Origin of the sequence: Ectopseudomonas composti (assembly GCF_900115475.1) — a bacterium.
Classification (GTDB): domain Bacteria; phylum Pseudomonadota; class Gammaproteobacteria; order Pseudomonadales; family Pseudomonadaceae; genus Aquipseudomonas; species Aquipseudomonas composti.
Window position 1 is genome coordinate 264,821 of the sequence record NZ_FOWP01000001.1, and the last position, 15,419, is coordinate 280,239.

At 62.5% G+C, this 15,419-nt stretch carries 9 protein-coding genes and 3 tRNA genes; 6 read left to right on the forward strand and 6 right to left on the reverse strand.

Translation table 11 applies throughout. The features are described 5' to 3' along the window. Positions 1–33 precede the first annotated feature (33 nt). Complete coding sequence (locus tag BM059_RS01215) at positions 34–1,914, forward strand: potassium transporter Kup (protein ID WP_074936169.1); 1,881 nt, start codon at positions 34–36, stop codon at positions 1,912–1,914. Positions 1,915–1,961: 47 nt separating this feature from the next. Here the strand turns inward: BM059_RS01215 and BM059_RS01220 are convergent. The 3 genes from BM059_RS01220 to BM059_RS01230 all read right to left on the reverse strand — a co-directional run bounded on the left by BM059_RS01220 (position 1,962) and on the right by BM059_RS01230 (position 2,204). Further along, a tRNA-Lys gene (locus BM059_RS01220) sits at positions 1,962–2,037 on the reverse strand. A gap of 5 nt (positions 2,038–2,042) precedes the next feature. Continuing rightward, positions 2,043–2,119: transfer RNA gene (locus BM059_RS01225), tRNA-Pro, on the reverse strand. Positions 2,120–2,128: 9 nt separating this feature from the next. Continuing rightward, positions 2,129–2,204 (reverse strand) — tRNA-Asn (locus tag BM059_RS01230). A gap of 206 nt (positions 2,205–2,410) precedes the next feature. Between BM059_RS01230 and BM059_RS01235 the strand changes: the two genes are divergently transcribed. Then, positions 2,411–4,735 carry a DUF1631 domain-containing protein gene (locus tag BM059_RS01235; RefSeq protein WP_074936171.1) on the forward strand — a complete coding sequence of 775 codons (2,325 nt, stop codon included), beginning with the start codon at positions 2,411–2,413 and terminating at the stop codon, positions 4,733–4,735. Between the two features lie 9 nt (positions 4,736–4,744). After that, positions 4,745–5,077, forward strand: coding sequence for a PilZ domain-containing protein (locus BM059_RS01240; RefSeq protein ID WP_074936173.1), 333 nt, complete (start codon positions 4,745–4,747; stop codon positions 5,075–5,077). A 147-nt stretch (positions 5,078–5,224) separates the two neighbouring features. On the opposite strand, the gene ettA is transcribed toward BM059_RS01240, so the two are convergent. Then, entirely contained in the window at positions 5,225–6,892 is a 1,668-nt protein-coding gene (ettA, locus tag BM059_RS01245; RefSeq protein WP_037000742.1) for an energy-dependent translational throttle protein EttA, read from the reverse strand. Positions 6,893–7,437: 545 nt separating this feature from the next. Between ettA and BM059_RS01250 the strand changes: the two genes are divergently transcribed. Continuing rightward, positions 7,438–11,574: a sensor domain-containing protein gene (locus BM059_RS01250; protein ID WP_074936787.1), complete on the forward strand. Its 4,137-nt coding sequence runs from the start codon at positions 7,438–7,440 to the stop codon at positions 11,572–11,574. 125 nt (positions 11,575–11,699) lie between these two features. Further along, complete coding sequence (gene glyA / locus BM059_RS01255) at positions 11,700–12,953, forward strand: serine hydroxymethyltransferase (protein WP_074936174.1); 1,254 nt, start codon at positions 11,700–11,702, stop codon at positions 12,951–12,953. Positions 12,954–13,121: 168 nt separating this feature from the next. Here the strand turns inward: glyA and BM059_RS01260 are convergent, their stop codons facing one another. After that, the gene (locus BM059_RS01260; RefSeq protein ID WP_037000744.1) at positions 13,122–13,628 is read right to left on the reverse strand and encodes a DUF3015 domain-containing protein; all 507 of its coding nucleotides are present in this window, start codon (positions 13,626–13,628) and stop codon (positions 13,122–13,124) included. Positions 13,629–13,797: 169 nt separating this feature from the next. Between BM059_RS01260 and BM059_RS01265 the strand changes: the two genes are divergently transcribed. Then, positions 13,798–14,169 (forward strand): PilZ domain-containing protein, encoded by a 372-nt coding sequence (locus tag BM059_RS01265; RefSeq protein WP_037000745.1) that lies wholly within the window; start codon positions 13,798–13,800, stop codon positions 14,167–14,169. Here the strand turns inward: BM059_RS01265 and yjiA are convergent, their stop codons facing one another. Continuing rightward, positions 14,170–15,150, reverse strand: a complete 981-nt coding sequence (yjiA, locus tag BM059_RS01270; RefSeq protein ID WP_074936176.1) for a GTPase — start codon at positions 15,148–15,150, stop codon at positions 14,170–14,172. Positions 15,151–15,419: the final 269 nt, after the last annotated feature.

Here is a 15,419-nt window from a genome sequence, read left to right on the forward strand (position 1 = left end):
ATTCCAGAATCCGCCTGCAACGGAGCATCGCAGATGCACCCAAGCAAAACGCCTGCCGCCAAACCCTCAGCTCTTGCATTGCTCATCGCCGCCACTGGCGTGGTCTACGGCGACATCGGCACCAGCCCGCTGTACACCCTGAAGGAAGTTTTCAATTACGGCGTAGCGCCCAACCATGAGGGCGTACTGGGCATCCTCTCGCTGATCATCTGGTCGTTGATCTGGGTGGTCTCGATCAAGTACGTGCTGTTCATTCTGCGTGCGGACAACGACGGCGAAGGCGGTGTCATGGCCCTCACCTCGCTGGCACAACGCGCCGCACGCAACTACCCACGCCTGCGCAAGGTGCTGCTGTTGATCGGCCTGTTCGGTGCAGCGCTGTTCTTTGGCGACAGCATGATCACCCCGGCAATCTCGGTGCTGTCGGCGGTCGAAGGCCTGCAGGTCGCCTTCGATGGTATCGAACGCTGGGTCGTACCACTGGCGCTGGTGATACTCGTCAGCCTGTTTCTGATTCAGAAACACGGCACGGCGCGTCTTGGCATCCTCTTCGGCCCGATCATGCTGCTGTGGTTCAGCGTGCTCGCCATACTGGGTATCCATGGCATCAGCCAGTATCCGGAGGTGCTCAAGGCGCTGAACCCGTACTGGTGCATCCACTTCTTCATCGTCCACCCCGGCATCGGCGTGGCCATCCTCGGTGCCGTGGTGCTGGCACTGACGGGCGCCGAGGCGCTGTATGCCGACATGGGTCACTTCGGCCGCAAACCCATCGCCCGCGCCTGGTTCTTTCTGGTGCTCCCCGGCCTGCTGCTCAACTACATGGGCCAGGGTGCGCTGATCCTCGCCAACCCGGCCGCTGCGCACAACCCGTTCTTCCTGCTGACACCGAACTGGGCGCTGCTGCCGATGGTGGCACTGTCCACCCTGGCCACGGTGATCGCCTCCCAGGCCGTGATCTCCGGCGCATTCTCGCTGACCCACCAGGCCATCCAGCTGGGCTACATCCCGCGCATGTTCATCCAGCACACATCGGAGACCGAACAGGGGCAGATCTACATCGGCACGGTGAACTGGATGCTGATGATCGGCGTCGTGCTGCTGGTGCTCGGTTTCGGCTCATCCAGTGCCCTCGCTTCTGCCTATGGCGTGGCCGTGACCGGTACCATGCTGATCACCACGCTGCTGGCCGCTGCCGTGATGCTGCTGTTGTGGAACCTGCCTAAGTGGCTATCGCTGCCGATACTCGCTGGCTTCCTGCTTGTCGACAGTCTGTTCTTCATCGCCAACCTGCCCAAGGTACTGGCCGGCGGCGCCTTCCCGCTGGTCGCCGGTATCGTCCTGTTCGTGCTGATGACCACCTGGAAGCGCGGCAAGGAGATTGTCTTCGAGCGTCTGGGCGAAAACGCCCTGCCACTCGAGGTATTCAGCGATAGCATCGCCCGCCAGCCCCCGCATCGGGTAAAAGGCACCGCGGTGTTTCTGACTGCGCGCACCGACAGCGTGCCGCACGCACTGCTGCATAACCTGCTGCACAATCAGGTACTGCACGAGAAAGTGGTACTGCTGACAGTGGTCAGCGAGGACAGCCCGCGCGTTGCCTCGAGCAAGCGCGCACAGGTTGAAGAACATGCCGAAGGCTTCTACCGCGTAGTGCTGCATTTCGGCTTCAGCGAGCGCCCTGATGTGCCGTTGGCGCTCAGCCACTGTCATGTGCCGGGGCTGAGCTTCGAGCCGATGCACACCACCTACTTCATCAGCCGGGAAACGGTGGTCTCGACCCGCCGCTTCGGCATGGCCCGCTGGCGAGAGCTGCTGTTCTCGTTCATGTTGAAAAATGCCAACAGCAGCCTGCGCTTCTTCAATCTGCCACTGAACCGGGTGATCGAGCTGGGCACTCAGATGGAAATCTGAAACGCAGAAACGAAAAAGCCCGCACTAGGCGGGCTTGTTCGTTGTAGTGGTGGGTCGTGTAGGATTCGAACCTACGACCAATTGGTTAAAAGCCAACTGCTCTACCAACTGAGCTAACGACCCAAAAATGGTCGGGGTAGGGGGATTCGAACTCCCGACATCTTGCTCCCAAAGCAAGCGCGCTACCGGACTGCGCTATACCCCGATAGGAAGTTGGCTCCGCGACCTGGACTCGAACCAGGGACCCAATGATTAACAGTCATTTGCTCTACCGACTGAGCTATCGCGGAACTTCGGTCTTCCAGCTCTGTTGCGCTTTGGCTTTCGCTTTACCGCTTCAGAGGCGCGCCATTTTACGTAGCAAAATTTCCCTGTCAACCCCTGCAAACTGCTTTTACGACAATGCTTTGCAGCGCGAGCATGGACTACTATATGTTTCATCGAACTGCGGCACGACGCAGGACGCGCCAGCCGACGACGCCAGCCAGGACAGTCCATGAGCACCCAGGACAAGCCCCCCGTTCATCCCAAGGTGGTCAGCCTCGCCAGCCGCGGCATCCAGCCGCGCTTCAGCGACCTGGTGCAAACCTGTCGCAAATTGGTGATGAACCGCTTGGCAGAGCACCTCAGCGGCGTTTTCGGCCAGGTCGATGACACCCTGTTCGAATGCGCCGAGAAGGCCGAAAACAACAAGGTGCAGACGCTGTTCTTCGACAACATGCGCGAAATCCGCCGCCAGCGTCCGCAGATCGAGCGCAGCTACCACCAGACGATCGCCAGCAACTTCTCCGATTTCCTCGACGGCAAACTGCAGAACCAGATCGCCGCCCCGATGGACCCGGAACAGTTAGCGCTGGTACAGAACGAAGATTACGAAGAGACCCTGCAGGTCACCAACATGGTCAGCCGGGTCAAGGCGCGCTGCACTCAGCCGCTGTTTGCCTTGGAGCAGCGCCTGGCGTTGCTCAACAACGGCCAGAAAATCGGCGAGGACAGCAACCCCTTCGGTCCGCAGGCCATTGCCCAGGCATTTCGCGATGCGCTGGCGCCCTGCCCGTTTCCGCTGCAGATCAAGACCATCCTCTACATGCTCTTCGATCGCCATGTGATGCAGAGCCTGGATTCGCTCTATGGCGCGCTCAACCAACGCCTGATCGACGCAGGCGTGCTGCCCAATCTCAAGTACAGCGCGCAGGTCAACCCGAGCCTCAGTCGCCCCGAATCGCCCAAGGTAGAAACCCCGGCGAGCAAACCGCAAGCAACGAGCAGGCCAGGCACTGCAGCCTCGGCCCCAGAGCCAGCGCTATTCGATCTCGACCTCAGTGCACCGCCGCCGAGCGATCCAGGCGCGCTGTTCAGTGGCCTGTCCAGCCTGCTCGACGAGCATCGCCACAGTCACCCGGATGCCCCATTGCTCGGCGGTACACGGAGCATCGTCAGTTTCTCTCCACGCGAAGCCAGCCGCACCTATAGCGCCAATGAGTTGCTCGCTGCACTCAACCGTATGCAGCAGCAGTCGGCCCACGAGCTGGCTCAGCGCCTGCACAAGCCACAGGCCGTCGAAGGCCTCAAGGCTGATCTGCAACAGCAGCTAGAAGCGCACAGCAGCTTGCCCGGCGACAGCAAGGTGTCGGATCAGGAGGCCGACGTCATCGATCTGGTCGGCATGCTGTTCGACTTCATCCTCGACGACGAGAACCTGCCGGACGCCTGCAAGACTGCACTCTCACACTTACATACGCCGTACCTGAAAATCGCGCTTCTGGACAAGGCGCTGTTCACCCAGCACCACCATCCAGCGCGGCGCCTGCTCAATACGATGGCCCAGGCCGGCGTACTGTATGGCAGCGAGGGCGACGAACGCGGCCTGCTGGCCAAGATGCAGTGGGTGGTCGAGCGGGTGATCCACGGCTTTAGCGGCGACCTCGGGCTGTTCGACAGCCTGATCGAAGAATTCAACGAATACGTCGAAACCCTGCGCCACAAGGTCGAGCTGCGCGAACGTCGCGCCGTCGAGGCCGCCAAGGGCCGCGACCGCCTGCTAGGTGCGCGCGAACAGGCGCTGGAAGTGGTTCGGCAATGCGTCGAGCAGCGCGACCTGCCAGCGATCATCCGCAACTTCCTGGAGCTGACCTGGGCCGATGTGCTGGTCTTCGTCTTGCTGCGCCATGGGGAGCAGAGCGCGGAATGGCGGCGCTCCTGCGAGGTTGCCGAGCAACTGGCGTGGAGTGGTACGCCGCTCGGCGACGACGACAAGCAGCGCCTGCAGGAAATGCGCGTGCCCATGCTCAGCGACCTGCGCAAGGGTCTGGAATTGCTCGGTGGCTACCACGAAGACGGCATCCGCCGCCTGCTGCAGGACCTGGTGGCCTGCCAGCACGCTGTGCAGGCCAAGCAACCACAGTTGGCGGCGCAGCTCAAACCGACGCTGCCGGAGAGCCCGCTCGGCGCCATGCTCGGCGAAGATGCCGACCTGGCGCGCCAGGCGCCACCACGCACCAAACTCTCGAGCCGAGCTCAGGCGCTGGCCAAGGAACTGGCCAACGTCGAGTTCGGCACCTGGTTCGAATTCGTCGAAGGCGACAAGAGTCGCGTGCTCAAACTTTCCTGGTTCAGCCCAACCACGCACAACTATATGTTCGTCGACAACAGCGGCCAGCGCGTCGCGATCAAACCGCTGACCCTGCTGGCCAGCGAAATGGAAAAGGGTCTGGCCCGCATCGTCACTCCCGAACGCGCGACTCCGCTGGTGGATCGTGCACTGACCGCCATCTACCGTGTGCTGCAGCGCTTCACTGGGCGCACAGCCGAACCCCGCTGAGGAATTTCCATGGAAGAGCGTCGCCAACACAGCCGCCATGGCACCGAAATGCAGCTGGAGGTCTTCGACCTGAACAGCGGGCAGCGCCTGGGCCGCATCGTTGACCTGTCTGCCGATGGCTTCATGTTGTTCAGCGATACGCCGCAGACCGCAGACGCGGTGCTGCAGTGCCGGCTGGTCGGCACCTCCGGTAGCGATGAGGTTCAGGAGGTGCGCCTGGGTGCCGACTGCCTATGGAGCCGCCCTGGCGCCGATGGCCAGCACTGCTGGGCAGGCTTTCACATCATCGACCTGGCCGAGGATCAGGCCAGGGCGCTAGAGAGCCTGCTGGCCAGACTCTGAGCACGTAGGGTGCACTGTGCGCACCGATATTCCCGTGCAACTGGTGCGCACGGCGCGCCCTACAAGACAAGGCCCGCAGGCTGACGTCGCTGGCATGTTGAAACGAAAAACGGAGCCCGAAGGCTCCGTTTTTCATCTGGCGAACGCTTACTGCGTCAGCTTCTTGTAACGCACGCGGTGCGGCTGCGCGGCGGCATCGCCCAGGCGTTTCTTGCGGTCGGCCTCGAACTCGGTGTAGTTACCTTCGAAGAAGTTGACCTTGCCATCGTCCTCGTAGGAGAGGATGTGCGTGGCGATACGGTCGAGGAACCAGCGATCGTGGGAAATCACGATGGCGGCGCCAGGGAAGTCCAGCAGCGCTTCTTCCAGCGCACGCAGGGTTTCCACGTCGAGGTCGTTGGACGGTTCGTCGAGCAGCAGCACGTTGCCGCCCTGCTTCAGGGTCAGCGCCATGTGCAGGCGACCGCGCTCACCACCAGAGAGATCCTTGACGAACTTCTGCTGGTCGGCGCCCTTGAAGTTGAAGCGACCAACGTAACCGCGTGACGGCACCTCGTAGTTGCCGACCTTGATCATGTCGAAGCCGTCGGAGATCTGCTCCCACACGGTCTTGTTGCCTTCGAGCGCCTCGCGGCTCTGCTCGACGCTGGCAATCTGCACGGTCTCACCGATCTCGATCCGGCCTGCGTCCGGTTGCTCCTTGCCGGTGATCATGCGCAGCAGGGTCGATTTACCCGCACCGTTACCGCCGATCACGCCGACGATGGCGCCTTTCGGAATACTGAAGGACAGGTCGTCGATCAGCACGCGGTCACCGAAGGACTTCGACACATTGACGAAATCGATGACCTTGTCGCCCAGGCGCGGCCCGGCAGGGATGTAGATCTCGTTGGTCTCGCTGCGCTTCTGGAATTCCTGCGATTGCATTTCCTCGAAGCGTTGCAGACGCGCCTTGGACTTGGACTGACGTGCCTTGGCGCCCTGACGAACCCATTCCAACTCGGCTTTCATGGCCTTGGCATGCGAGGCCTCGGACTTGGCTTCCTGAGCCAGGCGGTTCGCCTTCGATTCCAGCCAACCGGAGTAATTGCCCTCGTAGGGGATGCCATGACCGCGGTCGAGCTCGAGAATCCAGCCGGCGACGTTGTCGAGGAAGTAACGGTCGTGGGTGATGGCCACCACGGTGCCGGGGAAATCGTGCAGGAAGCGCTCCAGCCAGGCCACCGAGTCGGCATCCAGGTGGTTGGTCGGCTCGTCGAGCAGCAGCATGTCGGGTGCCGACAGCAGCAGGCGGCACAGCGCCACGCGACGCTTCTCACCACCGGACAGGTGTTCGATCTTCGCGTCCCAGGCCGGCAGGCGCAGGGCGTCGGCGGCGACATCCAGTTGGCGTTCGAGGTTGTGACCATCGGACGCCTGCAGAATGGCTTCGAGCTTGGCCTGTTCGGCAGCCAGCGCGTCGAAGTCGGCATCCGGCTCGGCGTAAGCGGCATACACTTCGTCGAGACGCGCCTGGGCCTGCTTGATCTCGCCTACGGCCTCTTCGACGATGTCGCGCACGGTCTTGCTCGGGTCGAGCTGCGGCTCCTGCGGCAGGTAGCCGACCTTGATGCCTGGCATCGGACGGGCCTCGCCATCGATCTCGGTGTCGACGCCGGCCATGATGCGCAGCAGCGTGGACTTACCGGCACCGTTGAGGCCCAGTACGCCGATCTTGGCGCCCGGGAAGAAGGACAGAGAGATGTCCTTGAGAATTTCACGTTTCGGCGGGACAACTTTGCTGACCCGATGCATGCTGTAGACGTACTGAGCCATGGAAAACCTGACTGGTGAGAATTGGGAGCTGGAAACGGCGCGCCATGCAGGTCGCGTGAAAACATGATGACTGCGTCGAGGGCGCAATCTCTTGGCTATGTTCGCGTTAGCTGTTGTACACCTTGTAGGAGCGGATTTATCCGCGAAATTCGCGGCTGAAGCCGTTCCTACCGAGAAGCAGGGTCGTTAACGTGCGCTAGCCATCAGTTTTCACACCACCTACGCGTACGCAATGTGCAGAGACCTTAGCCCCTGCGGAGGCGAACGCCAAGTAACGCGCGGACAGTTCACGCGCGCGGCGCAAAGCTACCGCAATGTACGTGACAGGGCAAACCTACGCTCGTCGGCGCAACTGGCACTTGGCCACATTTGCAGGCATGCTAGCCGGCTCGCGCGAGCGCAGGCATGCTCGCGCGCCACAACGCTACACTAGCCCAGCACTAGCTGCAGGTTCACAGAACGTGTCGATCCCCTCCTCCCTGCCGTCTTCTCCTTCCGGCGAGCCGCGCGCGCCGAAGCGTCGCGAAGCGTTGCGGCGTGCACTGGTGGTACTGGTTCTGGCTATCCTGGCCCTGTTGGCCTGGCAGCTGACGCAGGAATACCGCCAGTTGCTCGACAGCCAGAAGCAACTGAGCCAGGGCTACAGCGCCCAGCTGGCCAGACATGTGAGCCTGAACATGCGCCTCAAGGCCCAGGCAGGCCAAGCGATGCTGCAGAGCGCAGCGGCGCGCGACAGTAGCGACGACGAGTTGGTCACACTACTGCGCAGCATCTTCCCGACCTTGAACAGCTTGGCCTGGCTCGACACCCACGGGCAGTTGTTGGCCGACAGCGCCAGCGAGTCGCGCGACCTCAGCTTCATTCGCAACCAGTTGCAGCGCAGCGACTCCGCGTCCTATCACTTCGCCTTCAGCGCGCAGGACGGCGGCACCCTGTATCTGTTGCTGCGCCAGTCCGACGACAGCCACCGCGTGTTGCGCATGCGCACCAGCGCGTTGCGCAGTTGGCTGCGCGAGCAACATCAGAGCGAGCACAGGTGGCTGCTCGAAGACGTCCTCAGCCAGCGCGTCATCGCGCGCGCCGATGACCTGCAGCAGGCAGGCAGCATCGTCACCCCGGTTACCGCAGCCGAGCAGGCGCAGAGCCTGGAACTGATCGCCCTGCCTGGCAGCGACTGGCAACTGCGTGCACTGTTCGACGCGGATCGCGTCGGCAATGAACTGATGCCAACCCTGGCAGGCAAGTTCCTGCTGTTCGCCTTGTGCAGCCTGCTCACCCTGCTGGCGCTTTATGGTCTGCAGCGTGAGCAGCGTCGCCTGCAGCGCCTGAACACCGAATCACGCCGCTCACTGCGCCAGGCGGCCAGCGCGCTTGGTGCCGTCGAAGAACGCATCCTGGTGACCCAGGCCGACGGCAAGCTGCGTTACCTCAACCCGCAGGCCGAAGCCTTGTTCGGCCTGAGCAGTGAAGCTGCATGGGATGTCCACCTGCTCGATCTGCTACCCGACCTCGACCCACTGCTGCTCAACAGCCCGCAACTGACCCCTGACCTGGGGCCGGAGCTGGTCAGAGTGGAAGACGATGGGCGCGCGCGCCTGTTTGCCGTGACCCGCAGCGATATCAGTGGTGTCGGCCGGCAGGCCGGTTACGTCTGGGTGCTGCGTGACGTCACCGACGAGCAACAGGCGATGCGTGTCCTGCAAGAGACCCGCAGGCGCTATCAGGACATCTTCGAAGGCACCGGCGTGGCGCTGTGCGTGCTCGACCTCTCCGGTCTGCGCAGCGTCCTGCTGCAACACAAATTGCGCGACGCCGCAGGGCTGCAGCGTTGGTTGCAGGCCGATGCCGGGCATCAGGACCTGCTGCTCGATCAACTGCACATCACCGAGGCTAACCAAGTGGCTCTCAACCTGCTCGGGGTGAAGTCCACCGAACAGGCCTGGCAGCAACTGATCGGCAACGGTCCGGTACAGCCGGACGACCTGCGTTATCGCCTGGCCGTGGCCGTGCTCGAAGGCCCCAACCTGGTGGAGCTGGAAACCCAGCTGGTGACCGCACAGGGTCTGCAGCGCCACGTGTGGCTGGTGCTGCGCCTGCCGGAAATGATCCAGGACTACCAGGCAGTCACCCTGAGCATCAGCGACATCACCAGCCGCAAGCGCATCGAGCTGTCGCTGATCGAGCGCGAGCGCTTCTGGTCGGAAGTGGTGCGCTCGGTACCGGACCTGCTCTACGTGCATGACATGCAGAACAAGCAGGTGCTGTTCAGCAACCACAGCCTCGGCCTGCAACTGGGCTACAGCAAGGCCGAGCTCAGGGGCATGCGCGAGGATTTCTGGGAGCAGGTGCTGCACCCGGACGACGCCGAGTACTACTGGCGCATCCGCAACCTGCAGAAAGTGGTGGGCGACGGCCTGTTGCTCGAATCGGTACTGCGCTGGCGCCACCGCAATGGCCAATGGCACTGGTTCAGCATTCGCGAGCAGGCGCTGGCGCGTGACGAGCGCGGCCGCGTCAGCCGCCTGATCGGCGTGGCCAAGGACATCACCGAACAGATCGAGCGCAACCAGTCGCTGCGTGACAGCGAACAGCGCTACCGCCTGCTGGCAGAAAGCATCAGCGATATGATCGTGTCTACTGATAGCGCGCTCAACCTCAACTATGTCAGCCCCTCAGTCGAACCGGTACTCGGCTATTCCGCCGACTGGGTGATGAGCAACAGCATCTTCAACCTTGCGGCCAATCCACAGCAGCTGAGCGGCCTCAATCTGCTGCTCGAACGCATCCGCGATGCACTTGGCGAGCGCGACCGACTCAACCGCTTACGTGAAGAACTGCCGGACCAGTTGTTCGTCTTCGACTGCATGCGCTCCGATGGTCGCAAGATCCCGGTGGAGCTGCGCCTGGTGCTGATGTGGGACGAGAGTGGCCGCTTCGAGGGCATCCTCGGTGTCGGTCGCGATATCAGCCAGCAACGGCGCGCGGAAAAAGACCTGCGCATGGCGGCCACGGTATTCGAGCACTCCACTGCGGCGATTTTGGTCACCGATCCGGCCGGTTACATCGTTCAGGTCAACAAGGCGTTCAGTCGCATCAGCGGCTATTCCGCCGGCCAGGTGCTCGATCAACTACCAGGCATGCTGACCGCCGACCGTCAGCAGGCGACCCACATGCAGTACATCCTCGGCCAGCTCAACCAACGCGGCAGCTGGGAGGGCGAGGTGTGGCTCAAGCGCAAGGGTGGCGAGAACTTCCCGGCCTGGGTCGGCATCACCGCGGTACACGACGAGGAAGGCGACCTGGTCAGCTATGTGTGCTTCTTCAGCGACATCAGCGAGCGCAAGGCCAGCGAACAGCGCATCCATCGCCTGGCGTATTACGACGCCCTGACCCATCTGCCCAACCGCACCCTGTTCCAGGATCGCCTGCACAGTACCCTGCAGCATGCAGATCGGCACGACGAATGGGTGGTGCTGATGTTCCTTGACCTCGACCGCTTCAAGCCGATCAACGACTCACTGGGTCACGCTGCCGGCGACCGCATGCTCAAGGACGTAGCCGTGCGCCTGTCGGCCTGCGTCGACGGTGACGACACCGTGGCGCGCATGGGCGGCGACGAGTTCACCCTGCTCCTGCAGCCGCGTGCCACCCGAGAAGGCGCGCTGAATCGTGCCATTCATGTCGCCGAGCAGATCCTCTCCAGCCTGGCCCGCCCCTTCGTGCTCGAAGGCCGCGAGTTCTTCGTCACCGCCAGTATCGGCATCGCCCTCGCCCCGCAGGACGGTGACGAGCTGAGCCAGTTGATGAAGAACGCCGACACCGCGATGTACCACGCCAAGGAGCGCGGCAAGAACAACTTCCAGTTCTACCAGGCCGACATGAACGCCAGCGCCCTGGAGCGCCTGGAGCTGGAAAGCGACCTGCGCCACGCCCAGGAGCAGGGCCAGTTCGTGCTGCATTACCAACCGCAGTTCTCCGGCGACGGCCGCCGCCTGACCGGCGTGGAAGCCCTGCTGCGCTGGAATCATCCGACCCGCGGCCTGGTGCCACCCAATGACTTCATTCCAGTCCTGGAAGAGCTCGGTCTGGTGGTACAAGTCGGTGAATGGGTGCTGGAGGAAGCCTGCCGTCAGCTCAAGGCCTGGCACGAAGAAAAGATTCGCATCCCCAAGGTCTCGGTCAACCTCTCCGCTCGTCAGTTCGCCGAAGGAGATCTGACTGCACGTATCTCGACCATCATCGCCAGAACGTCCATCCCGCCGGCCTGCCTCGAAGTGGAGCTGACCGAAAGCATCCTGATGCGCGATGTCGCCAGCGCCATGCAAACCCTGGCCGACCTGAAGCAACTGGGCCTGTGCATCGCGGTGGATGACTTCGGCACCGGCTACTCGTCGCTGAACTACCTCAAGCAGTTCCCCATCGACGTGCTGAAGATCGACCGCAGCTTCGTCGACGGCCTGCCGGAGGGCGAGCAGGATGCGCAGATCGCGCGCGCGATCATCGCCATGGCCCACAGCCTGAACCTGGCCGTGATCGCCGAAGGTGTCGAGTCGCAGGAGCAGTTGGACTTCCTTCGCGAGCACGACTGCGATGAGGTACAGGGCTACCTGCTGGGCAGGCCGATGCCCGCGCAACAGCTCACCGCACAGTTCAGCGGCACCGCGCTGTTCATGCTCGACTGAGCCAGGCGAACCCCGCATGAGGGCCATTTGTCTGCCTCATGACCGACCTTCATATGCCTGAATGCGACCTTTGCGGTAGAATCCGCCCCCTCTTTCTACCGCCCAGCTGATTTCAGGGGACCGCCATGTTCAGCCGTGATTTGACCCTCGCTCGTTATGACGCCGAACTCTTTACCGCGATGGAGCAGGAAGCTCAGCGCCAGGAAGAGCACATCGAGCTGATCGCCTCGGAAAACTACACCAGCCCGGCGGTGATGGAAGCCCAGGGCAGCGTGCTGACCAACAAGTACGCCGAAGGTTACCCAGGCAAGCGCTACTACGGTGGCTGCGAATACGTCGACGTGGTCGAGCAACTCGCCATCGACCGCGCCAAGGAGCTGTTCGGCGCCGACTACGCCAACGTCCAACCGCACTCCGGCAGCCAGGCCAACAGCGCCGTGTACATGGCCCTGCTCAATGCTGGCGACACCGTGCTGGGCATGAGCCTGGCCCACGGCGGCCACCTGACCCACGGCGCCAGCGTCAGCTTCTCTGGCAAGATCTATAACGCCGTGCAGTACGGCATCAACGACCAAGGCCTGATCGACTACGACGAAGTCGAGCGCCTGGCCGTCGAACACAAGCCGAAGATGATCATCGCCGGCTTCAGCGCCTACTCGCAGGTGCTGGACTTCCCGCGCTTCCGCGCGATTGCCGACAAGGTCGGTGCCTACCTGTTCGTCGACATGGCCCACGTAGCGGGCCTGGTTGCCGCCGGCCTGTACCCGAACCCGGTGCCGTTCGCCGACGTGGTCACCACCACCACCCACAAGACCCTGCGCGGCCCGCGCGGCGGCCTGATCCTGGCGCGCAAGAACGAAGAACTGGAGAAGAAATTCAACTCCGCCGTCTTCCCGGGCGGCCAGGGTGGCCCGCTGGAGCACGTCATCGCTGCCAAGGCGGTGTGCTTCAAGGAAGCCCTGCAGCCTGAATTCAAGGCTTACCAGGCTCAAGTGATCAAGAACGCCCAGACCATGGCTCAGGTGTTCATCGACAACGGTTATGACGTCGTTTCCGGCGGTACCGAGAACCACCTGTTCCTGCTCTCGCTGATCAAGCAAGACATCACCGGTAAGGACGCAGACGCAGCCCTGGGCCGCGCCTTCATCACCGTGAACAAGAACAGCGTACCGAACGACCCGCGCTCGCCGTTCGTCACCTCCGGCCTGCGTATTGGCACCCCAGCCGTGACCACTCGCGGCTTCAAGGAAGACGAGTGCCGTCAACTGGCGGGCTGGATCTGCGACGTGCTGGCCAACATCGGTAACGACGACGTCGAAGGCCGCGTGCGTGAGCAGGTCAAAGCCCTGTGCACCAAGTTCCCGGTCTACGGCAACTAAGGCAGCACCTGAAACGAAGAAGCCCGCCAATTGGCGGGCTTCTTTTTGCCTGGTCGATTTCCTTGTCGTGTATGGCATGCAGCCGGTGCGCACGAAGTACCCTACAAGTCCGCGGATCTGCTCGAAGCCGAAGGGTGCGCCGTGCGCACCGACAACGAAGCAGACGTGTTATGCGGGTTGCTTCACGTAGCGCGCCAGCTGCGCGTCACGGCTCATCACATCGAGGGTAGCGGCCAGCACCTGCTCGCTGGTGGCATCGGCTTGGCTGAAAATGCTGCCGAAATTGTCGTGGGTGACCTTGGCGAAGTGCGCACGGTCCTTGGACTCGACGCCCAGCAAAGTCGCGTAGGCATCCAGCGCCTCGCCCTGACCCATGGCCATGTCTTCAGCGATGGAATCGAGCATACCGTTCATCGCCAGCATGGAGCGTCCGTTATAGCCCAGCGCGCCGCTGGTATCGCAGCCGTTGGTACCGGAGGTCATGCCGAAGGTGGCATTGCCGAAGGTACCGTTGGTGGTGGTGGCCAGGAAGTGTGGCGCAATGCCACGCTGCCCTTCGAACAGCATGTTGCCCCAGCCACAGCCATTGCCCCCGGCCGCATCAGCGAACGCGCCAACGCTGGCCATGCTCAGGACACCAAAGATCAAACCCTTGCCCAACATTCGCTTGCTCATAGCTATCGCCCCGTCATATCGAATGATTGAAACTGCATAAGGAGCTTTGGTCAGGTCACCCCAGCTGTCAAACAACCCGCGCTACCGTTCGTGCAACTCGACACAATTCGAGACCGCCGACAGCCGCCTTGGCTATAGTGTTGGGAAACCTGCAGATCGGAGTTCGGGAATGAGTGATACAGCCAACGAGCGTCGGCGCTTTCAGCGCATCGCCTTCGACGCCCCCACCGTGCTCGTGCAAGGCGAACGGCGCTGGTCGGCGGTGCTGCATGACCTGTCGCTCAAGGGCCTGATGGTGGAAACACCGGCAAACTGGAACGCTGACCCGGATCAGCCGTTCGAAGCGCAGATCCAGCTCGGCGACGAGGCGCGGGTAAAGATGGAGGTTCTGCTGACCCGAACCCAGGCCGGTTATCTCGGCTTCGTCTGCCGCCATATCGATCTGGATTCGATCAGCCATCTGCGTCGTCTGGTGGAGCTCAATCTGGGCGACGAGAGCCTGCTGGAACGGGAGCTCGCCGCCCTCGGCGACAAACCCTGATCAAGGCTGCCCGAGCGTTTCAGTGAAACCCTGGCGGATTTCGTCCTCGGGCAGGTTGTCACCAATGAACACCAGCACGCTTTCGCGCGCCTCGTCCGCTGCCCACTCACTGTCCCAATCGAAGCTGTAGAGCTGCAATACGCCCTGAAATACCAGGCGACGCGGCTCCCCTGCCACGGCCAACACGCCCTTGTAGCGCAGCAGTGCATCGCCGAAGCGCGCCAGCAAACCTTCCATGAATGCGCTGAGGCGCTCCAGATCGACCGGCTCGGCGCTCTCCAGCACCAGTGTGCGAATGCGATCTGGTGTCTTGCTCGCCGCCACCAGCGGACGCAAGCTCAGGCCGCGATCCGGCGTGGGATCGAGTTCGAAGCCACGCAGATCGAGTAGCGCTGCAAGATCGATACGGCCATGCTCGACCACCTCGATCGGCGCGCGCCGATTGATGCGCTGCAAACGAGCTCGCAGCGCCTCGACGCTGTCTGCATCGGCCAGATCGGTCTTGCTCAGCAGGAGCAAATCGGCGAAACCGACTTGGGCCTGGGCGATGCTCTCGCTCAGGTGACGCTCAGCATTGACCGCATCGACCAGGGTGACGATACCGTCGAGTCGATAGCGCGCTCCCAACTCCTCGACGGCGAAGAAAGTCTGCGCAACAGGCGCCGGATCGGCCAGACCAGTGCACTCGATCACCAGACGGTCGAAGGCCAGCTCGCCGCTGTCGAGCTTGTCTAGCAACAGAAACAGTGCCTTCTCCAGCTCGACATGAATCGAGCAGCACACGCAACCGTTGGCCAGAGTGACCAGCTTCACCGGCTCATCGCCGAGCAACTGGCCGTCGATGGGCGTGGCGCTGAATTCGTTCTCGATCACCGCCAGGCGCAAACCGTGCTCGACCTTGAGCATATGGTGCAGCAGGGTGGTCTTGCCGGCACCGAGAAAGCCGGTGAGCACGGTGACGGGAACAGCGGATGGCGGCATGCGATTGGTCCTCGCGAAGCATCGGGCAACAGCCACGAATGAACACGCCACAAGACGCGCGGCGCGAAACCTGGCCCAGTGGGCGGCCGACACCATAGCGCGCCCGCGCTCCCGACGAAAGGACACGTCAAGCATGCTTTGCAAGGGTTTCAGTGAAGGGGGCGTTAAGCGGGTTCGGACCTAGAACCTGGCGATTATCGCCTGGCTGTGTGGCGAGTGTCCGAACCCTACCGGAAGATGCTCGACGGCACCATTGCCTGCCTGCGCCT